This window comes from Bradyrhizobium sp. CER78, assembly GCF_029846235.1.
Lineage (GTDB): Bacteria > Pseudomonadota > Alphaproteobacteria > Rhizobiales > Xanthobacteraceae > Bradyrhizobium.
In genome coordinates this window covers 520055-540775 of the sequence record NZ_JARVWP010000003.1, presented here as the reverse complement: position 1 = coordinate 540775, position 20721 = coordinate 520055, and the positions used below count along the sequence as shown (strand labels likewise).

Here is a 20721-nt window from a genome sequence, read left to right as displayed (position 1 = left end):
CGAAATCCCTGAGAAGTATCCCCCGGGTGATGCGGCCGGGGGAGGCATCAGGATGAATTCCGCGAGCAGCGAAGTTCAGTGAACCTTGAGGTTCTCTGCCGACGCCTTGCCGCGGTTTTCCACCAGCTCGTACTCGACGGTCTGGTTCTCGTTGAGTGTGCTGAGGCCTGCGCGTTCGACCGCCGAGATGTGGACGAACACATCCTTGTCGCCGACGGCCGGCTTGATGAACCCATAACCTTTGGTCGGGTTGAACCATTTGACGGTACCCTTCGGCATCGTCTCTCTCCCAGTCTAGACATAAAAAAGACGCGGCCACGTTTTCCACGTGCCACGCCACAAGCGGGCTTTCCGTTGTCTGTACAATTCCCGGGTCTTCAGATCCAAAGTCTTCAAGTCCGAAGTTTCGCCTCTCGAAGCCGCCTCTTGAAGCCTTGGATAGAAACGTCGTGAAACGCACAGTCGAACGGCCGCAATCCGATTGTGAAGGGATTGCAACACGAAAATTGCGCGTTAGCAAGCGCGGTGGTTTTGCCTGACGCAACCTCAGCCTGTGCCGGTCGAACTATAGGCCCAAGGCGTTCGGCCACTGGCCGACGGTCGGATGGAACCTGGTGCGCTAGCCCCGATCCACCCGCACGACGCGGCCCTTGTCGATCGCGAGCGCGAGCTGGCCGTGCTTGAGCTTGAGTGCCGCTTCGCCGAACAATTCGCGCCGCCAGCCGTGCAGGGCGCCGACCTCGGCCTGATCGCTGGCCGCGATCTGCTCGAGGTCGTCGACGGTGGCGATCACCTTGCTGGCGACGCCGTGGCGTTCCGACGTCATGCGGAGCAGCACCTTGAGCAGCTCGACAGTCGCCGCACCGTTGGAATTGTTTCTGGGCTTTTCCAGCTTGGGCAGCGTCGCCTGGTCGCGGGCCAACCCGCGCTGCACCGCGGCGATGATGTCGGCACCCCATTTCGAGCGCTCGAAACCCTTTGGCAGCGAACGCAGGTTGCCGAGCTTCTCCAGCGAGGTCGGCGCGTGGGTGGCGATGTCGCCGACCGCATCGTCCTTGAGCACGCGCGATCGCGGCACGTCACGGCTTTGCGCCTCCTGCTCGCGCCAGGCCGCGACCTCGATCAGCACCGCGAGCTCGCGCGGCTTGCGTACGCGGGTCTTGAGCCGCTCCCAGGCGCGTTCGGGATGGAAGTCGTAGGTCTTCGGCGAGGTCAGGATCTCCATCTCCTCGCTGACCCAGTCACTGCGGTCACGCTTGCGCAAATCGGCATCGAGCGCCGCGAACACTTCGCGCAGATGGGTGACGTCGGAGACGGCGTAATGCAGCTGCTCTTCGGTCAGCGGACGGCGCGACCAGTCGGTGAAGCGATGGGTCTTGTCGGGGCGGTGGCCGGTGACGCGATCGACCAGCTGGTCATAGGCGATGCTGTCGCCATAGCCGAGCACCATGGCCGCGACCTGGGTGTCGAAGATCGGATGCGGGATCGTGCCGGAGAGGTGCCAGACGATTTCGATGTCCTGCCGCGCGGCGTGAAACACCTTGAGCACAGCCTCGTTCGACATCAATTCGAAGAACGGCTTGAGGTCGATGCCGGGCGCCAGCGCGTCGACCACGACGGCTTCATCCGCGCTCGCCATCTGCACGACGCAGAGCAGGGGATAGTAGGTCGTCTCCCGCAGGAACTCGGTGTCGACGGTGATGACCTTGTGTTGGGCGAGCCGATCACAGGCGGCGGCGAGGTCGGAGGTCGTGCTAATCAGATCCATGAAATGTCCATGACGGCTTGACCACACGCGTTCTGCCGAAAGGGCAGCTATGTCAAGGGTCTTGCAGGGATTTTGGCCCTGCATGGGGTGAGGGACAGGGCATTTTTGAATTGATTGGGCGCGATTCGAGGGTGTTTTCAGCCTGACCGCGCCGCGAATTCGTCGGTCGTCCCGGCGAAAACCGGGACCCATAACCGCCGGTTTTGGTCGTCGTAGGGATCGAGGCCCCGGCATCGTGCAGCAATTCGCATCTGGGGTAATGGGTCCTGGCTTGCGCCAGGACGGCGGTGGGGATGGTTCTCGATTCAAGGTCCCAAACACGCGATGTCATCACCGGCGAAAGCGGGTGATCCAGTACTCCAGAGGCAGTCGATATCGGGCGCTCGCGTTGCTGCGATCATTTGCGCCGTCGGGCAAATTGGGAATTGGCGATTGGAGCAACCAGGAGCGCAGACTAGTCAGGCTGGCCACGCGTGCCGTACGTTGCACAAGCAACCTGAAGTCGAATTACGAAAGGACCCGCCACCTTGATCTCGCCGCAAGCCGAGGCTGTTACCAGCGAGCTGTTTCAGATCGCCTCTGACGTCCCGGAGCATCGCCGCGATGCCGTGCTCGACGACATCAACAGCATCATCGAAACCAATTGGCTGACGGCGGAGAGATTCTGGTCGCGCCAGCACTCGCCGTTCAAGGCCGACCACGGCATCGTCCTGCGTCATCACGGCGGCGCATGCGTGGCCTACATGATCATCCAGCGTCTGGCCGTTGGCGGCACGCCGGTGATCTATCTGTCAGGCACCGCGGTCCGGGACACCTATCGCGGCAGCGGCTTCTTCAAGCAGATGTTCGAGACCGCGATGGCGGCGGAGTTCGGCGACCCGGCGGCGCCCGCAGAATTCTGCCTGTGCTGGCGGACGCGAAATCCCGTCATCTACGTCCTGGGCCGCGCGCAGTGCCGAAGTGTCGTGCCGGCCATTCCGGCCGAGACGCATGGGGCCGATCTCGACGAACTCTGTCTCAGCCTGGCTGCCATCCTGTATCCGCGCCAGGCCATCGAGAAGGCGACAATGGCGATGCGAGGCGCCTATGGCCAGCTGCGCTATCGCGATGAGCCGACGACCCAGACCTCGCCGGACGTCGACCGATGGTTCGCGCAGACCATTCCCGACAGTGCCGATGCGGTGTTCTGCGCCGGATGGGCGAGCAATCGCTGGGCGAGGCGCTGAGGGGCGAAGAATTGCCTTGGCAACGGCTGGACTGGCGCAATGCGCTGTTGCGCGCCGCCGGGCATATCAGTGATAGCGGCGCGCCTCCATCCTCCCGTCATTCCGGGGCAGCCCGAAGGGCTGAGCCCGGAATCCATTGGGCCGCAAACCGCGTGGATGAATGGATTCCGGGCTCTCGCTTCGCGAGCCCTCAGGTGCGCAATTGCGCACCGGGGAATGACGAGGGAGGTTGCTGCGAGCGCCTGCGCTGCGGCGGGATCAATGATTGGCGATTCGTCCGGCCTCGACCGACGCGGCGATGTTGCCCGGATCAATCCGCGGTTCGTCCGCGCGAATGCGCGAGGGCCATCCGTACCGTGAGGCCAGCAGCGTGAGCTTGTCTCTGACGCGATAATGCGCGGGAGCTTCGAGGAAACGCCAGACGAACCACGCAAGTGCTACCATGCATGCCACGACAAACGCAGTCGAGAACGCGTCCGGCGTTGGCGTGATCAGCAGCAGGATCACGTAGCCGAGCTGCAGATGCAGCAGATAGAGCGGATAGGTGATGCCGCCGATGGCCCTGACCAGACCGTCCGGCAGCGGCACCGACTTGATACGCGTGGCGGCAAACACGATGGCGAGCGAGATGATGCAGATCGCGGTGACGACGCGCGGATCGAAGCTGCCATGGGTGTGGACGCCGAGCCGCTCCAGCTTGTGCACGGCCTGGAACGTCGCGGTGCCCATCGCCAGTGTCAGCAGGCTGTAGAGCCTGGTGTCGCGCCGTCCGCGGTAATGCTCATAGATCAGGAGCCCGACGGCGAAGAAGCCGCTGTCGTCGGCCATGAAGAGTTTCTCGAACAGGGGAACATCGAGTGTGAGCTCGTTGGCGAAGGTGATCGCGATCCACGCCACGATGATGGTGTCGATCCGCCGCGGGAAGATGCCCCAGGCCAGCAGCAGCGCGACCCAGGCGTAGAACACGACCTCGATCACAAGCGACCAGTAGGCGTCGTCCATGTAGGGCTGGCCGAGCATCGGCGCTGCGATGAACAGGTTGGCGAGCCACTGCCCCGACGTCACCTGGAACCAAGTGTGGCCGAGCAGCAGGGTCGCAAGGAAGGTCAGCGTCATGCAGATGACGAAGGTCGGATAGATCCGGCTGAAGCGGGCGATCGCGAAACCGACCGGCGTGCGGCCTTCCGCCGAATAGGCGATGACGAAGCCGGAGATCGCGAAGAACACGGGGACGCCGAGGAAGCCGTACTGGGCGACCGGGGTGAGGTACGGCAACGCCACCATTTGCGCGCCGTGCGATGCGGGGCCCCAGAAGCCGTAATGATACAGGATCACGGCCCCGACCGCGGCGAGCCGCAGCAGGTCCAGCACGGGAACACGGGTCGGATCCGCATGTTTAGAAACATTTGGCATATGCCGGTATTTTGACCGCCAGCCGTGAAGGCGTCCTTAATCCGGCCGGCGAAACGGTTGAGGGCCGTTCACGATTGCACGAGCCCGGTGGCGACGCCGGCGACCGCGCTCAGGACGACCACCGCCAGCGGCGGCGCCCGCCAGGCCGTGAGCAGCACGAAACCGGCCAACGCGATGCCGACATCGAGCGGACGCTGCACGCTGCTGGTCCACACAGGATTATAGAGCGCGGCACCGAGGATGCCGACCACGGCGGCGTTGACGCCGCGCATCATCGCCTGCGCCGCCGGCTGCTTGCGGAATTGATCCCAGAACGGCAGTGCTGCGAGCAGGACGAGAATTCCCGGCGCGAAGATGCCGACGAGGCCGACGATCGCACCCGGTACGCCGCCGATCACGGCGCCGAGATAGGCAGCGAAGGTGAACAGCGGGCCCGGCACGGCCTGTGCGGCGCCATAGCCGGTGAGGAACGCATCGTCGCCGATCCAGCCCGGCGTCACCACCGCTTCGCGCAGCAGCGGCAGCACGACATGGCCACCGCCGAACACCAGCGCACCGGAGCGGTAGAAGGCCTCGAACAGGCCGAGGCCGGGCCATGCGCGGGCGAGGAGCGGCAGTCCGACCAGCAGGGCGAGGAACAGGATCAGCGCGGCGATCCCAACGCGGCGCGACACCGGCATCGCGATATGCGTGACACCATTGGCCGGTGGTGCGCGGCAGAACCACAGCCCGGCGATAGCGCCCAGAATGATGGCGCCGATCTGCGCGATCGACGACGAACTTGTGAGGATCATGAGCGCGGCCACCGTCGCGATCGACGCGCGCTCACGGTCGGGGCAGAGCGAGCGCGCCATGCCCCAGACCGCCTGCGCCACGATCGCCACCGCGACGAGCTTGAGCCCATGCACCAAGCCTGCGCCGGTAGGGCCGCTCAATCCGCGCGCGCCAAAGGCGAACAGCACGAGCGCGATCGCCGACGGCAGCGTGAACCCGGTCCAGGCCGCCAGCGCGCCCAGATAGCCAGCGCGCATCAGGCCGAGCGAAAAGCCGACCTGGCTGCTGGCGGGGCCGGGCAGGAATTGGCAGAGCGCGACCAGATCGGCATAGGCCTGCTCGTCAAGCCAGCGCCGGCGGGTGACGAACTCGTCGCGGAAATAGCCGATATGGGCGATCGGACCGCCGAAGCAGGTCACGCCGAGCTTGAGGAAAATCAGCAGCACCTCGCGCGGCGAATGCGCGGCGGAGGGCGTCGTGTCGGAGTGCTGGACGTCGGTCTCGTTCAAGCGCCGTCAATTCCCTGGCTTGCGTCCCGCGTCAGGACTCATCAGGGCAAGGATATCGCGTTTTGGTGACGCCTGAGCGCGATATTATCCGGTTACAGCGAGATGGACGGGCGCCGTGCGACGAACACCGTGGCCGTCGCGATGGCTCACTCGTAGCGGATGTTCTTCGACGGCCGGCGCGCCGCAGGCATCGCCAGCACGACGAGACACAGCGCGATCATCGCCAATCCCATAAATTCGAATGCGAATGCGTCCACGGGCCGTTCTCCCCCATCAGAAACAGTTAGACTTGTTGGGGGAGCGTTGACGCGCTGTTAAGCCTTATGGTTACCGCCGCGAGCCTCCCGGCATGGTGCAGGGTGAGTTAACGCTCACATGAGGGCAGATCCGCGCCTTACGCGGCCAGCGCGTCCTGATTGATCTCGCCCTTGGCGAGCGCCGTCAGCAGCGTGTCGCAGTGCCGCTCTTCTTCCAGACTGTCGTGTAGCAGCCGCTGGTCGTCGCGCAGATTGAGCTGGCCGGCGAGGGCCGCCGCGCTGCCATAGGCGGCAATCTCATAGTGCTCGAGCTTCTGCGCCGAGGCGAGGAGGCCGGCATCGCGCAGATTGTCGTCGGGCAGCAGCGAAACCATTTTCGCGGTCTCGCGGATCAGCGCCTGCATCGCCTGGTCGGTGTGCTCCAGCGGATCGCCGCCATGCATGCGCAGCAGCGATTTCAGCCGTTCGCCCTGCACGATGGTCTCGCGGTGATGGCGGCCGAACGCATCCTTGAGCGACGGATGCGCGGCGATCTCCGCCATCCGCGCCAGCGCTACGGCGAGCTGGTCTTCGACGCTGCAGAGTTCCTGGAGCTCGGCGACATACATGTCCTTGAAGCTCGTGATCTTCATGTTGAAACCTTTCTCGCTTGTCGCGGCGCGCGAGCGCCGTTCAGGGCGCCGTCCACCGGATCGGGTCATCGTTCGATCGTGCCGGCGCGGCGAATCTTCTTCTGGAGCAACAGAATGCCGTACAGCAGCGCCTCTGCGGTCGGCGGGCAGCCCGGGACATAGACATCCACCGGCACGATGCGGTCGCAGCCACGCACGACCGAGTACGAGTAGTGATAATAGCCGCCGCCATTGGCGCAGGAGCCCATCGAGATGACATAGCGCGGTTCCGGCATCTGGTCGTAGACCTTGCGCAAGGCGGGGGCCATCTTGTTGCATAGCGTCCCCGAGACGATCATGACGTCCGACTGCCGCGGCGAAGCGCGCGGAGCGGCACCGAAGCGTTCCACGTCGTAGCGCGGCATCGACACCTGCATCTGCTCGATCGCACAGCAGGCGAGCCCGAACGTCATCCACATCATCGATCCCGAGCGTGCCCAGGTCACGAGATCGTCGAACGGGGCGACGAAATAGCCGCGGTCGCCAAGCTCGTAACGGCGGTCCTCGAACCAGGTCTGGTATTCTGCTATCGCCATCGCGGTTCCTCCGCGCGTTACGTGGTATGGCCGCCGCGATCGGGATTGGTCGGCGTCTTCTTCGCGCGCTGCGGAGTCATTTTCGCCGGATCCGGCGCTCCCGGCACGCCGCGTGGCCCCAGCTGCTGGCGCTGCAGATCGTCCTCGGAAAATGGCGGCTCGATGCCGTTCGGATTGCTGCGCGCGATCGCGGTTTTCAGGTCGTCAGTTTTCAGGTCGTTCTGGCCCATGCTGGCGCTCCATGATCTCTGCGGAACGGAACCTCGATCGAACGAGGCCGCACGTTCCACGCTGTCCGGCCAACGATGAGCGCGTGAAATCGTTGCAAACAAATCAGGAGCGTGGCGCTACGCCACGAGCTTCGGCAGCGCGGCGGCGAGCGCGTCCACTGCAAGCCGAACCTTCAGCGGCAGCCGTGGCGTCGGCAGCCACAGCGCGTGGCAGTCGTAGGGCAGTTCCCCTTCGTTGCCGAGAACCTGGACCAGCGCGCCGCGCTCGAGGCGTTCGCGCACCAGCCAGGAGGGCAGCCACGCCAACCCCATGCCGCGCGCCACGGCGTCGGCGATCGCTTCGAGATCGTCGAGCCTGAGCCGCCCGGCCGGCCAGACCTCGCGCGGCGGCGCGCCGTCGCGCGGGAACAGCCACGGGCGCGCGCGGCCCAGGCGGCGATAGACGATCGCCTGGTGCTGGCCGAGCTCGTCGAGCGTGCGCGGCCGGCCGTGGGCCTTCAGATAGGCGCGCGAGCCGCACACCACCATGCGCTGGCGCGCGATGCGCCGCGTGATCACGCTGGCCTGCTCGCTGAGATCGCCAGTTCTGATCGCAAGGTCGTAGCCGCCCTCCATCAGATCGGCGACCGGATCGCCGAACGAAAGATCGAGCTCCAGCGCCGGATATTTCTGCGCGAGCTTGAGCAGCAGCGGCGCCACGCAGTGCCGGCCGAGCAGTGCCGGCATGGTCACCTTGAGCCGGCCGCGCGGTTCGGACAACGCGTCGGCCGCGATGGCGTCAGCGGCCTCCGCTTCGGCAAGCACGGCGCGGCAGCGCTCGTAATAGGCGTGGCCGAACTCAGTCAGGCTTTGGCGCCGTGTGGTGCGGTGGATCAGGCGAACGCCGAGCCGCTGTTCGAGGAAGCTGACATGCTTGCCGACCATCGGGCCGGACATCTCGAGCGCCTCCGCAGCGGCGGCGAAGGAGCCGAGATCGACCGCCCTGAGAAAGACGGCCATGCTGGTCAGGCGGTCCATCATTCGAAACTCCCGGTTTTGACTGTTCAGTCTGCGGGATGATTTATCCGCCGAATTGGCCTTGGCATAGCTCCATTCAATTCAACTGTTTTGGAGTGTTGCCTGTGACTCGTGTCGTTCGCTTTCATCAAATTGGTGGTCCCGAGGTGCTGCGCATCGAGGAGCTTGCGATCGCGCCGCCTGCGCGCGGCGAGGTCCAGATCCGGATCAAGGCGCTCGGACTGAACCGTGCCGAGGCCCTGATGCGCAGCGGGACCTATATCGAGACGCCGGCGTTGCCGTCCGGCCTCGGCCTCGAAGCCGCCGGCCTTGTCGCGGCGATCGGTGAGGGCGTCGTTGATTTCGCGCCAGGGGATGCCGTCAGCATCGTGCCGCCGATCTCGATGGCGCGATGGCCGGCCTATGCCGAGCTCGCGGCGTTTCCGGCCGAGCTGGTCGTCAAGCATCCGCCGGCGCTGGGGTTCGAGACGGCGGCCGCGGTGTGGATGCAATATCTCACGGCGTATGGCGCCCTGATCGACATTGCAAAGCTTGGCCGCGGGGAGTTCGCCGTCATCACGGCAGCATCGAGCAGCGTCGGGCTCGCAGCGATCCAGATCGCCAATCGCATCGGCGCGATCCCGATCGCGGTCACGCGCAACTCAGCCAAGGCGCAGGCGCTGCGCGACGCCGGTGCCGCGCATGTGATCGCGTCCGCGGAGGAGGACCTGCAATCAAGGCTGGAGCAGATTGCGGGCCCGGACGGCGTTCGTGTCGTGCTCGACCCGGTCGGCGGCCCCGTCTTCGTGCCGCTGACAGCGGCGATGGCGCATGGCGGCATCCTGATCGAGTATGGCGGGCTCAGCCCCGAGCCGACGCCGTTTCCGCTGTTCACCGTGCTGAGCAAGAGCCTGATCCTGCGCGGCTACCGCGTGCACGAGATTGTTCAGGATCCCGCGCGGCTCGCCGCGGCGAAGGCGTTCGTCCTCGACGGGCTGGCGGACGGCGCACTGAAGCCGATCATCGCGCGGACGTTTCCGTTCGAGGAGATCGTGGAGGCGCATCGCTTCCTGGAGTCGAATGCGCAGTTCGGCAAGATCGTGGTGACCGTGTGAGTGCGTAGGGCGGGTTAGCCGAAGGCGTAACCCGCCATTGCGGATCGAGCGGTGCGGCGGATTACGCTTTGCTAATCCGCCCTACGAAGCAGGGCTCACGTCCCGCAGAATGTCTGCGTCACCATCTGCTCGGGCAGCGGCGGCTCGGCGTAGGCGGCGAACTGCGGCTGTTCCTCAAACGGCTTTGCCAGCACCGTCAGCAACTCCTCGAATGGCTCGTAATCGTCGTTGTTCACGGCGGCCTGGATCACCGCCTCGATGCGGTGGTTGCGCGGGATGAACGCCGGATTGACGGCGCCCATCGCCGCCTTGCGCTCGGCCGCACTTTGCGGCTCCAGCGCGAGGCGCGCGCGCCAGCGGCCGGCCCATTCGTCGAACGCTGGGGGATCGGTGAACTGCGCGCGGACGTCGGCGGCGTCGTCGGCTGCGGCGTTGCCGAGATGGCGGAAGGTCAGGGTAAAGTCGGCCGCGTTCTTGGCCATCGCGTCGAGCAGGTCCTGGATCAGTGCCTCGTCACCGTCGTGCGCGGTGAACAGGCCGACCTTGGCGCGCAGCCCGGCCTGATAGGCCGCGGTGAACTTTTCCGGGAATTCGCCGAGGATCGTCTGCGCCTGCTCGATGGCCTTCTCCTGCTCGCTGTCGAACAGCGGCAGCAGGCATTCGGCGAGCCGGGTCAGATTCCACAACGCGATGCGCGGCTGGTTGGCGTAGGCGTAGCGGCCCATCTCGTCGATCGAGGAGAACACCTGCGCCGGGTTGTAGGCGTCGAGGAAGGCGCAGGGGCCGTAGTCGATGGTCTCGCCCGATATCGAGGTGTTGTCGGTGTTCATCACGCCGTGGATGAAGCCGACCAGGAGCCAACGCGCGACCAGCGACGCCTGCCGCGCGACGACACCGGCGAGCAGTGCATGATAGGGCTGCGCGGTATCCTTCAGCTCGGGATAGTGCCTCGCAATGACATGGTCGGCGAGGGCGCGCACGCCGTCGGTGTCGCCGCGGGCAGCGAAGAACTGGAAGGTGCCGACGCGGATGTGGCTCGAGGCGACGCGGGTCAAGACCGCGCCCGGCAGCGCGGTCTCGCGCATCACCGGCTCGCCGGTGACGACGGCGGCGAGCGAGCGGGTGGTCGGAATGCCCAAGGCGAACATGGCCTCGCTGACGATGTATTCGCGCAGCACCGGGCCGAGCGCGGCGCGGCCATCGCCACGGCGGGAGAACGGGGTGGGACCTGATCCCTTGAGCTGGATGTCGCGGCGGACGCCCTCCTTGTCGATGACCTCGCCGAGCAGGATGGCGCGGCCGTCGCCGAGCTGGGGAACAAAGTGCCCGAACTGGTGGCCGGCATAGGCCATGGCGATCGGGTCGGCGCCGTCAGGCAGGCGCTTGCCGGCGAGGATTTCGGCGCCTTCAGGCGTCGACAACAGGTCCGGATCCAGCCCGAGCTGGACCGCGAGCCGCCGGTTCAGCTTGATCAGCCGGGGGGCAGCCACGGGGGTCGGCGCGACCCGAGCGAAAAAGTTCGCCGGCAGCGCCGAATAGGTGTTCTGGAACGGGAAATGGATGGTCATATCGGGAAGATAGGCCCGCGGGCCGAATAGGCAAACGATTGCCAGCCTCGGTGCGGAAAATCTGCAGTTTGGCCCGAAAAGGCGGCGTTCCATTGGTTGCCGCACCCGGCCTCGTCGGGTAAACCCTCCGCAACTTCGGACAGGGCATTTTGGCCCTGTCGCGATTCGACCCTCCGACATCAGTTTTGGAACGAAAATGCATCGCTACCGGTCACACACATGCGGCGCGCTCCGTGAGAGCGATATCGACCAGACGGTCCGGCTCTCAGGCTGGGTCCACCGGGTCCGCGACCATGGCGGCGTGCTATTCGTCGATCTGCGCGACCATTACGGTATCACCCAGTGCGTGGCCGATCCGGACTCGCCGGCGTTCGCCGAGGTCGAGAAGTTCCGTTCGGAATGGGTGGTGCGGATCGACGGCAAGGTCCGCCGCCGCCCCGCCGGCACCGACAATCCCGAACTGCCGACCGGCATGGTCGAGATCTACATCAGGGAGATCGAGGTGCTGGGCCCGGCGGCCGAGCTGCCGCTGCCTGTGTTCGGCGAGCAGGAATATCCTGAGGACATCAGGCTGAAGTACCGCTTCCTCGACCTGCGTCGCGAGAAGCTGCACCAGAACATCATGACCCGCGGCGCGGTGGTCGACTCCATGCGCAAGCGGATGAAGGAGCAGGGCTTCTTCGAATTCCAGACCCCGATCCTGACGGCGTCGTCGCCGGAGGGCGCGCGCGACTTCCTGGTGCCCTCGCGCATCCATCCCGGCAAGTTCTATGCGCTGCCGCAGGCGCCGCAGCAGTACAAGCAGCTGCTGATGATGTCGGGCTTCGACCGCTACTTCCAGATCGCGCCGTGCTTCCGCGACGAGGACCCACGCGCCGACCGCCTGCCGGGCGAGTTCTATCAGCTCGACGTCGAGATGAGCTTTGTCACCCAGGACGACGTGTTCGCGGCGATGGAGCCGGTCATCACGGGCGTGTTCGAGGACTTTGCCAAGGGCAAGCCGGTGACCAGGAACTGGCCGCGGATTCCATTCGCGGACGCGGTGCGCAAATACGGCTCCGACAAGCCCGACCTGCGCAACAAGATCGTGATGCAGGACGTCTCCGAGCACTTCCGCGGCTCCGGCTTCAAGGTGTTCGCGCGGATGCTGGAAGACCCGAAGAACCAGGTCTGGGCCATTCCCGGCACCGGCGGCGGTTCGCGCGCGTTCTGTGACCGCATGAACTCCTGGGCGCAGGGCGAAGGCCAGCCCGGCCTCGGCTACATCATGTGGCGCGAGGGCGGCGAGGGCGCGGGTCCCTTGGCGAACAACATCGGCCCGGAGCGCACGGCTGCGATCCGCGATCAGCTCGGCCTCAAGGAAGGCGATGCCGCGTTCTTCGTTGCCGGCGATCCGGAAAAATTCTGGAAGTTCGCGGGCCTCGCGCGCACCAAGTTGGGCGAAGAGCTGAACCAGATCGACAAGGACCGGTTCGAGCTCGCCTGGATCGTCGACTTCCCGATGTACGAGTATGACGAGGAGAACAAGAAGGTCGACTTCTCGCACAACCCGTTCTCGATGCCGCAGGGCGGCCTCGACGCGCTGACGTCGGAGGACCCGCTGACGATCAAGGCGTTCCAGTACGACATCGCTTGCAACGGCTACGAGATCGCCTCCGGCGGCATCCGCAACCACAAGCCGGAAGCGATGGTGAAGGCGTTCGAGATCGCCGGCTATGGCGAGCAGGAGGTCATCGACCGCTTCGGCGGCATGTACCGCGCGTTCCAGTACGGTGCCCCGCCGCATGGCGGCATGGCGGCCGGTCTCGACCGCATTGTGATGTTGCTCTGCGGCACCAACAATCTGCGCGAGATCTCGCTGTTCCCGATGAACCAGCAGGCCATGGATTTGCTGATGGGCGCCCCGTCGGAAGCCACGCCGAAGCAGCTCAAGGAGCTGCACATCAAAACCAACCTGCCGTCGAAGAGCTAGCGGGGGAAGCAAGGAGCGGTAGCCCGGATGGAGCGAAGCGAAATCCGGGAACTGTGCAGCCGCGCGAGAGACTGCCCGGATTGCGCTTCGCTCCATCCGGGCTACGGGACCGAATGGAAGCTTACAGCCCCGTCGAGGCCTCGATCTTGAATTGCGCCAGGGCCGATTGCGGATCGGTCTTGAGCAGTTGCATCAGCTGAAGCGCCGGCGCTTTCGCGCGCGGGGTCAGCTTGATGACCAGCGTCTGCCCCGGCGTCTCGATGAACTGGCTGATCGCGGTGACGAGGGCTGTCGCATCCGGATTGCCTCCGCCGGCCGCGTCGCCCTGTGCCTTGATTGTGTCGAGGATGGCCTTGCGCGCCTCGTCACGGCCGACGTTCTGGCTGCGCGCGAACTGCGCGATCGCAAGGTCAATGACGCCGAGGTCGTGGACCACAAGCTCGATCGTGCCGGCCTCGATCTGCGCGGCTGCGCCCATCGCTTCCGCGGCGCTGACCGAAAATGCCTCGCGCGGTACGTTGCCGAGCGCGAGCTTCACCGATGCATTGAGCAGGCCCGCCATGTCGAGCTTGACCGGCTCAAGCGCGAACGACCGTGACGTCTCGGTCCAGACTGCGCCGAGATCGGCATCGACAGCCATCCGGTCGATGCCGGCTGCGACTAGCGGCTGCTGCCGCGGATCGGCCGCATCCAGCGGCGCCGCCATCTTCGCGACCAGCCGCAGCTTGCTCGGGATCGTGCCGACGAACTGACCCCAATCGAGGCTGAGGACGTCGATGTTGACCGGCTTGCCGGTGGCCTTGTAGGGCGCCGTGACGCCCTTGATCTCGACGCCCTCGATCAAGGGAAACAGCGTGAGTGCCTGTTCGGGCGACGGCTTCTGGCCTGCGAACTGTGACGACAGCCGCAGGAAGCTCGCGACATCGAGCGCCTTCAGCGCGAAGCGTCCGACCTTGAATGGGCCGTTCGGCGCACGGGCGTCAATTCCCTCGACCGCGAGCTCGCCGATCTTGCCGCGTTCGAAGTTGAATTGCATTGATGAGAGCTTCAGCTGCGTCTGCGTTGCCTGTGGCGCCTCCATCGAGAGCCCGTGCACCTCCGCATTTCCTATGCTGAAGCCCGCGTAGAGGCCGGCGATTTTATCCAGCAGTTCGCGCGCCTGGGCCGGAGATGGCGGCGGACTCCCCGGCGGCGGGATCATTGCCATCAACGACGGCAGCTGCATCCGTGACGGATTGATCCTGATGTCATCGATCGTCACACCGTCGATCCGCGTATTCAGGCCGGGCGTGGCGTTGATGATGTAGGGACCGGCGGAAACATGTCTCTGAACCCGGTAGTCGCGGTCGTCGTTGGCCTTGGCGGGATCGAATATCGCCGCCATCGCGCCGACGTCGATATCTGTCGCGACAATGTTCGAGAGCTCGCCGGTTGTCTTGAGTGACTTGCCCCCGGGTTGGGAGTTGAATGTGAAGACGGCGCCGTCTGTCTTGCTGGACGCGATCTTCCCGTCTTTGATGTTGCCGAGCACAATGTTCGAGTAAGTGTATTCGCCGCTCATGCTGTCGGCACCGGACGTGGCGGTCTTGACCGTTCCGGTCAGGCTGGGGGCCGTGATCGACGAGGCGCTGACGCCTGCCAGATAGGTGAGGCCGAACCCGTAGAGATCGAACAGCGATGCCGATTTCCGAAGTTGACGAACGCCGGTGGGGCCGGTGAAATCCTTCACCGTGACCTGCGGCACCTTGTAGTTGAGCGTGAAGGCCTGCTTGTCGCCCATCGTGGCATCGATCTCGATGTCGCGGGCCTCAAGGCTCGTGGCGGAAAAGCGCGAGGTGTCGGATCGGTCGACGCCGTAGGCCATCACGCTCGCCGCCTTCAGCCTGAACGGCGGCTGCGTGCCGGTTTCGACGGCGATATCCCCGATGGTCAGGGTGCGCTGCATCAGGTCGAATGAAATCCGGCCGTGGCTCGCCGTGCCGCCTTCGGCGCGGACCTGGTCGAATACGGCCTCCACGGCGCTTGTGATCCGCCGCTGGGTATAGAGGTCGAAACCGAAGAAGCCGCCGATCGCAATCACGACGACCGCGATCAGGCCGAGCAGAATTTTCTTCATTCGGTCAACTCCGGATCATCAAGGGAAAGAAATTGCCAAGCCGCGGCCGGACGGTGCAGCATCAGTGAACTGGGCCGTCCAGGCCTGTTGACGGGGGTATTTTCGGATGTTGCATCCAAGCGGCCGGACATGCTTCACATCCAGCTCGATTTGCCGGACAACTGACTTTTGCCTGGATTAGCACAGAAGCAAGAAATTTGGGCCGGAAACGCGGGGAGCACGTATGTCGTCATCGTCTGAAGAACTCCATAACGCCGCGCTCGCCTATCACCGGCTGCCGCGTCCGGGCAAGCTCGAGATCCAGGCCATCAAGCCGCTCGCCAACCAGCGCGACCTGGCGCTGGCCTATTCGCCGGGTGTTGCCGCCGCCTGCACTGAGATCGCCAAGAACCCGGCCGAGGCGGCGACGCTGACGGCCCGCGCCAATCTCGTCGCGGTGGTCTCGAACGGCACTGCGGTGCTCGGCCTCGGCAATATCGGCCCGCTGGCCTCCAAGCCCGTCATGGAAGGCAAGGCGGTGCTGTTCAAGAAGTTTGCCGGCATCGACGTGTTCGACATCGAGATCAAGGCCGACACGATCGAGCGCGTGGTCGAGACCGTCGCCGCGCTGGAGCCGACCTTCGGCGGCATCAATCTGGAGGACATCCGCGGGCCCGAGTGCTTCGAGATAGAGGCGCAGCTCAAGGAGCGCATGAAGATCCCGGTATTCCACGACGACCAGCATGGCACCGCCATCATCGTCGCCGCCGCAATCGTCAACGGGCTGCTGCTGAACGGCAAGCAACTGAGCGATGTGAAGATCGTTTGCTCCGGCGCGGGCGCCGCCGCAATCGCGACCCTCAATCTGCTGGTCTCGATGGGAGCGCAGCGCAAGAACATCTGGGTCTGCGACATCGACGGTGTGGTCTATGACGGCCGCAACACCACGATGGATCGCTGGAAGGCGGTCTATACCCAGAAGACCGACGCACGCGTGCTGGCCGACGTCATTCCAGGCGCGGACATCTTCATCGGACTGTCGGCGCCGGGCGTGCTGAAGCCCGAGATGGTCAAGCAGATGGGGGACAAGCCGCTGGTGATGGCGCTCGCCAACCCGGTGCCCGAGATCATGCCGGACGAGGCGCGGCTGGCGCGTCCCGATGCGATGATCTGCACAGGACGGTCGGACTTCCCGAACCAGGTCAACAACGTGCTGTGCTTCCCCTTCATCTTCCGCGGCGCGCTCGACGTCGGCGCCACCGCGATTAACGAGGCGATGAAGCACGCCGCGGTGGACGCGATCGCGCAGCTCGCGCGCGATCCGCCGTCGGATGCGGTGGCCCATGGCTTCGAGACGGGCGAGACCCAGGGGTTTGGCCCGGGCTCGCTGATCCCGAGCCCGTTCGATCCGCGCCTGATCCTGCGCATCGCGCCGGCCGTGGCCAGGGCCGCGATCGAGTCCGGCGTCGCGACCCGGCCGATCACCAATTTCGACGAGTACACCGCCAGTCTCGAGCGCTACGCGTTCCGCTCCGGCCTCACCATGAAGCCGGTGTTCGCCAAGGCGAAGACCCAGCCGGTGCGCGTGATCTACGCCGAAGGCGAGGATGAGCGGGTGCTGCGTGCCACGCAGGTGGTGCTGGAGGAGAAGCTGGCGCGGCCGATCCTGGTCGGCCGTCCGTCGGTGGTCGAGACCCGGATCAAGCGCTTCGGCCTGTCGATCAAGGCCGGCCGCGATTTCGACCTGGTCAATCCCGAGGACGATCCGCGCTACCGCTCCTATGTGCAGTCCTATATCGACGTCGCCGGCCGCCGCGGGGTGACGCCGGAGGCGGCGCGGACCGTGGTCCGCACCAACAACACCGTGATCGCGGCGCTGGCGGTGTCGCGCGGCGAGGCCGACGCGATGCTGTGCGGCGTCGAGGGCCGCTACATGAGCCATCTGCGCCATGTCCGCGAGATCATCGGCTTCTTGCCGGGGGTCAGCGACTACGCCGCGCTGGCGCTGATGATCACCTCCACCGGGGCCCATTTCATCGCCGATACCCAGGTGCGGCCGAACCCGAGCGCGGAGGAACTGGCGGAAGTGGCCTCGCTCGCAGCGATCCACGTCCAGCGCTTCGCCTTCAAGCCGAAGGTCGCGTTCGTGTCACATTCCGACTTCGGCAGCTATGATACGGACTCCTCGCGCAAGATGCGCCGGGCCACCCAGCTCCTGAAGGACAAGCATCCGGAGATCGAGGCCGACGGCGAAATGCAGGGCGACACCGCGCTGTCGGCCGCGGCGCGGCGCTTGGTGCTGCCGCAATCGCGGCTGGAAGGTGAGGCCAACATCCTGATCATGCCGACCCTCGACGCCGCCAACATCGCCTATCAGATGATCAAATCGCTGGCCAACGCGTTGCCGGTGGGGCCGATCCTGATCGGTCCGGCACGCCCGGCGCACATCCTCACCCCCGGCGTGACAGCGCGCGGCATCCTCAACATGACCGCGGTTGCCGCGGTCGAGGCCCAGGAGCGCGCCGGCCGCGCGCAGCCGACGCTGTTCGGCTGACGGGCGTTGTTTGAGCACGTTATGTTCGGAGAACCGCAGCGCGGTTCTCCGCATCGCATGTGAGCCGAGATGGATTCGATTTGATCGAAGCAGGCAGAGCGACCATAATCGCTGCGCCTGCTTCGTCCGATTTCTGCCATCCAGTGAGGCCGACCCATGCCAGCGTTCATCACCTTCGGACGGATTCTGTTTGCCGTGCTGTTCCTCTATTCGGGAGCGAGCAAGCTGTTCGGCATCCAGGCCACCGCGGATGTGATCGCGGCGAAGCTGACGATCCCGGCCATCGCCGCGCCGTATACGCAGCAGATCGAAACCGTCGTCGGCATGCCGTTCATGCAGCTGCTGGCGATTGTGGTCGGTGGCTTCGAGATCCTCGCCGGGCTGATGATCGCGGTGAACGTGCTGGCGCGGTTCTTCGCGCTCCTCCTGATCATCTATGTGTGCGTCGTCACCTTCTACTTCCATGATTTCTGGAACCAGCCGGCGCCCGACAATCTCAGGACCCTGATCGACGCGCTGAAGAACCTGTCGCTGATCGGCGCGCTGTTCATCATCGCCGGCTACGGCCGCGGCCCGCGCCGCGATGACCCGGCGTATGGGGATGTGTAGAACGATGCGCAGCTGCGTAGGGCGGATTAGCGAAGCGTAATCCGCCGACCTGCGCACCTGGCAAGAAGGGCGGTGGGTTATGCCTTCGGCTAACCCGCCCTACAAATCTACGATCTCAACCCATCCGCCGCCATGGCGTGACGCTGACGTCGTGCTCCGCGTCGATCAGTTGCGGCTGACCGGCGTGAAGGCCGTGCGCTGATAGCACCTGCTGCGGGGTGCGGGCAGGGACGCCAGGAAAGCACGGCTCGCCGTCGGGGATGCGCACCTTCGCCGCGACCGAGAGCCAGAACGTGTCGTAGCGGTCCATGAACATGCCGAACACGCCGGGACCGCCGATGACGGCGACCATGCCCGAGGTCACGCCGGCCTCGCGGCTCGCGGTCTCGAACGGGCAGCCGGCGGGATTCCACAACAGTGCCTTCGGGTTGGTTGGATCGGGCGCGATGGCCGCGACCTTACCGGTCAGGATCAGGCGGCGCCGCTTCGGTGCGTTCGGCTGCTCTTCCTGGGAATGGCGGCCGTGCACGACGAGATCGGCGCGGTCGAGGGCAGCGGTGAAGAACCGCTTATCGCCCTCGATCTTGAGATCGTCAGGCATGACGTTTCGCGCGTTCGCCAACCGGCTATCGGCGGAGACGATGACGAAACCCTCGATACGCAATCCAGACACCAGGACTTGGCCGGCGCGCTTACTGATCGACCGTGGTGACGACGCTGTTCACCGGCCGCGAGCTCACGGTCGGCAGCTTGACGTCCTTGGCGAGCTCCTGCTCGTATTGGGGCAGCACGGTGGCCGGGAATTTGGCGCGCATCGCGACCACCTTGTAGCCGCCGGCCTTGAGCTGCGTCAGCAGCGTCGGCAGGGCTTCCGCGGTGTGCTTCTGGAAGTCGTGCATCAGGATGATGCCCTTGCCGAGCTTGGCGAGCTTCTTCATCACGGTGTCGATCACCTGCTGCGAGTTCTTCGACTTGAAGTCGAAAGAGTCGAGGTCGCAGGAGAAGATCGCGATGTTGCGGTTGCCGAGATAGGTGACCATCTCGGGCGGATGCTGCAGCGCCGGGAAGCGGAAGAACGGCGAGGGTGAGGTCTCGAGTGCCCACTTCACCGCGGCGAGACCGCGCTCGATCTCGTCCTTCTTCTGGTCCTCGGTGAGCTTCTTGTTGTTGAGGTTCTCGTGCGACCAGGTGTGCGAGCCGACGGTGTGGCCGGCGGCATAGACCTGACGCAGGATCTCTGGGTGATAGGTGGCGTGCTTGCCGATCGGGAAGAAGATGCCCGTGGTGCATTCATCCGCGAGCGCCTTCAGCACCGCCGGCGTGTTGCCCGGCCACGGGCCGTCGTCGAAGGTCAGCACCACTTCATGATCGCGCAGGAAGTCGAGCTGCTTGAAATGTTCGAAGCCGAAGCCCGGACCGCCCGTGGTGTCGATCTCGACGGTGCGGGCAACGCCGAGCGCGTTCGGATTGGTGCAGGCGGCGCGCGCCGGCTGCGGCGGTTGCTTCGGCGGCACCGGAGCCGCGGCTGCGGCGGGCGCTGGCGCCGCTGCGGCAGGCGCTGGAGCTGCGGCCGGCGCCGCAGTGGCGCCCTTGGCAGGCGGCGTCTGCGACCAAGCTGCGCTCGAGGCGAGCAACGATACGGTCCCTGCGAAAATCAGACCTGCCGCAATGCGCATGGCGTGTTCCCTGCTGATCGCGCTCCAGGTAGCGGCATCGCCGCGACCGGACCGCTTTCGCCCCCATCCGATCGTACCCTAGTCGCAGTACTGACGCCAAGGCAATGAACGTGGCGGGCTCGTGTCCAAAATCCTCTTGGGATCAGTTAATTCCGGGGATTATCGCGGCTTCTCAGGCCGCCGCCAATGCCCGTGCGATCCCGGTCTTGATGCGGGTGTCGTCGGGCGTGACCGACTCAGGGAAGACATCCGCGATGTAGCCGTCGCGGCCGATCAGGTATTTGTGGAAATTCCAGCGCGGCACGTCCTTCGGCCGTGCCTCCGCGGCCCAGCGGTAAAACGGATGCGCGCTCGCGCCGCGGACCACCGCTTTCGCCGCGATCGGGAAGGTGACGCCGTACTGATGCTGCGCGGTCTCGGCGATCTCGGTCGGGCCGCCGGGCTCCTGGCCGCCGAAATCGTTCGATGGCACGCCGATGATGACGAAACCGCGATCGCGGAACTCGGTCCACAATTGTTGCAGGCCGGCATATTGCGGCGTGAAGCCACAGAGCGAAGCCGTGTTCACGATCATCAGCGGATGGCCGGAATAGTCGGCAAGGCGGATGTCGCCACCGTCGAGTGCAGGGAATGAGAAGGCGTAGGCGGTGATCCGGCTCATCGCGGGCTGCGCCGCGTGCAGCGCCCGGGAACCAGCGGCCGCGGCCAAGGCCGCCACGATCAGTGTCCTGCGGTCCATCATGGTCTCGTCC

The 20721-nt window shown here is 65.3% G+C and carries 18 protein-coding genes; 5 read left to right on the top strand and 13 right to left on the bottom strand.

The features are described from left to right. Positions 1-75: 75 nt before the first annotated feature. Positions 76-279 (bottom strand): cold-shock protein, encoded by a 204-nt coding sequence (locus tag QDT69_RS08490; protein WP_021079877.1) that lies wholly within the window; start codon positions 277-279, stop codon positions 76-78. A gap of 340 nt (positions 280-619) precedes the next feature. Next, positions 620-1768, bottom strand: a complete 1149-nt coding sequence (rnd, locus tag QDT69_RS08485; RefSeq protein ID WP_050425945.1) for a ribonuclease D — start codon at positions 1766-1768, stop codon at positions 620-622. Between the two features lie 527 nt (positions 1769-2295). Between rnd and QDT69_RS08480 the strand changes: the two genes are divergently transcribed. Then, complete coding sequence (locus tag QDT69_RS08480) at positions 2296-2994, top strand: hypothetical protein (RefSeq protein WP_279706127.1); 699 nt, start codon at positions 2296-2298, stop codon at positions 2992-2994. A 258-nt stretch (positions 2995-3252) separates the two neighbouring features. Here QDT69_RS08480 and QDT69_RS08475 read toward each other — a convergent pair whose 3' ends face one another. The 6 genes from QDT69_RS08475 to QDT69_RS08450 form a co-directional block, all read right to left on the bottom strand. Further along, the gene (locus tag QDT69_RS08475) at positions 3253-4407 is read right to left on the bottom strand and encodes an acyltransferase (RefSeq protein WP_279706126.1); all 1155 of its coding nucleotides are present in this window, start codon (positions 4405-4407) and stop codon (positions 3253-3255) included. A gap of 68 nt (positions 4408-4475) precedes the next feature. After that, entirely contained in the window at positions 4476-5690 is a 1215-nt protein-coding gene (gene chrA / locus QDT69_RS08470) for a chromate efflux transporter (protein WP_279706125.1), read from the bottom strand. A gap of 394 nt (positions 5691-6084) precedes the next feature. Continuing rightward, positions 6085-6579: a DUF892 family protein gene (locus QDT69_RS08465; RefSeq protein WP_279706124.1), complete on the bottom strand. Its 495-nt coding sequence runs from the start codon at positions 6577-6579 to the stop codon at positions 6085-6087. A gap of 65 nt (positions 6580-6644) precedes the next feature. Next, positions 6645-7154 carry an NADH-quinone oxidoreductase subunit B gene (locus tag QDT69_RS08460; RefSeq protein ID WP_246667325.1) on the bottom strand — a complete coding sequence of 170 codons (510 nt, stop codon included), beginning with the start codon at positions 7152-7154 and terminating at the stop codon, positions 6645-6647. 17 nt (positions 7155-7171) lie between these two features. Continuing rightward, entirely contained in the window at positions 7172-7384 is a 213-nt protein-coding gene (locus QDT69_RS08455; RefSeq protein WP_279706203.1) for a hypothetical protein, read from the bottom strand. A 117-nt stretch (positions 7385-7501) separates the two neighbouring features. Next, complete coding sequence (locus QDT69_RS08450) at positions 7502-8401, bottom strand: LysR family transcriptional regulator (RefSeq protein ID WP_279706198.1); 900 nt, start codon at positions 8399-8401, stop codon at positions 7502-7504. A gap of 104 nt (positions 8402-8505) precedes the next feature. On the opposite strand from QDT69_RS08450, the gene QDT69_RS08445 reads away from it, so the two are divergent. After that, a complete protein-coding gene (locus QDT69_RS08445; RefSeq protein WP_279706123.1) occupies positions 8506-9495 on the top strand; it encodes a zinc-dependent alcohol dehydrogenase family protein in 990 nt (329 codons plus the stop codon). A gap of 95 nt (positions 9496-9590) precedes the next feature. Here QDT69_RS08445 and QDT69_RS08440 read toward each other — a convergent pair whose 3' ends face one another. Next, complete coding sequence (locus tag QDT69_RS08440; protein ID WP_279706122.1) at positions 9591-11063, bottom strand: protein adenylyltransferase SelO family protein; 1473 nt, start codon at positions 11061-11063, stop codon at positions 9591-9593. Positions 11064-11259: 196 nt separating this feature from the next. Between QDT69_RS08440 and aspS the strand changes: the two genes are divergently transcribed. Then, the gene (aspS, locus tag QDT69_RS08435; RefSeq protein WP_279706121.1) at positions 11260-13035 is read left to right on the top strand and encodes an aspartate--tRNA ligase; all 1776 of its coding nucleotides are present in this window, start codon (positions 11260-11262) and stop codon (positions 13033-13035) included. Between the two features lie 121 nt (positions 13036-13156). On the opposite strand, the gene QDT69_RS08430 is transcribed toward aspS, so the two are convergent. Continuing rightward, a complete protein-coding gene (locus QDT69_RS08430; RefSeq protein WP_279706120.1) occupies positions 13157-15151 on the bottom strand; it encodes a hypothetical protein in 1995 nt (664 codons plus the stop codon). A 223-nt stretch (positions 15152-15374) separates the two neighbouring features. Here QDT69_RS08430 and QDT69_RS08425 point away from each other — a divergent pair, with 223 nt between their 5' ends. Both QDT69_RS08425 and QDT69_RS08420 read left to right on the top strand, forming a co-directional pair. Then, on the top strand, positions 15375-17684 hold the full coding sequence (locus tag QDT69_RS08425; RefSeq protein WP_279706119.1) for an NADP-dependent malic enzyme: 2310 nt from the start codon (positions 15375-15377) through the stop codon (positions 17682-17684). A gap of 156 nt (positions 17685-17840) precedes the next feature. Beyond that, the gene (locus QDT69_RS08420; protein ID WP_050425049.1) at positions 17841-18293 is read left to right on the top strand and encodes a DoxX family protein; all 453 of its coding nucleotides are present in this window, start codon (positions 17841-17843) and stop codon (positions 18291-18293) included. 115 nt (positions 18294-18408) lie between these two features. On the opposite strand, the gene QDT69_RS08415 is transcribed toward QDT69_RS08420, so the two are convergent. From QDT69_RS08415 to QDT69_RS08405, 3 genes are all read right to left on the bottom strand, one after another. Beyond that, positions 18409-18966 (bottom strand): dihydrofolate reductase, encoded by a 558-nt coding sequence (locus tag QDT69_RS08415; protein WP_279706118.1) that lies wholly within the window; start codon positions 18964-18966, stop codon positions 18409-18411. Positions 18967-18985: 19 nt separating this feature from the next. Beyond that, on the bottom strand, positions 18986-19969 hold the full coding sequence (locus tag QDT69_RS08410; RefSeq protein ID WP_279706117.1) for a polysaccharide deacetylase family protein: 984 nt from the start codon (positions 19967-19969) through the stop codon (positions 18986-18988). Between the two features lie 172 nt (positions 19970-20141). Beyond that, a complete protein-coding gene (locus QDT69_RS08405; RefSeq protein ID WP_279706116.1) occupies positions 20142-20711 on the bottom strand; it encodes a glutathione peroxidase in 570 nt (189 codons plus the stop codon). Between the last annotated feature and the right edge of the window lie 10 nt (positions 20712-20721).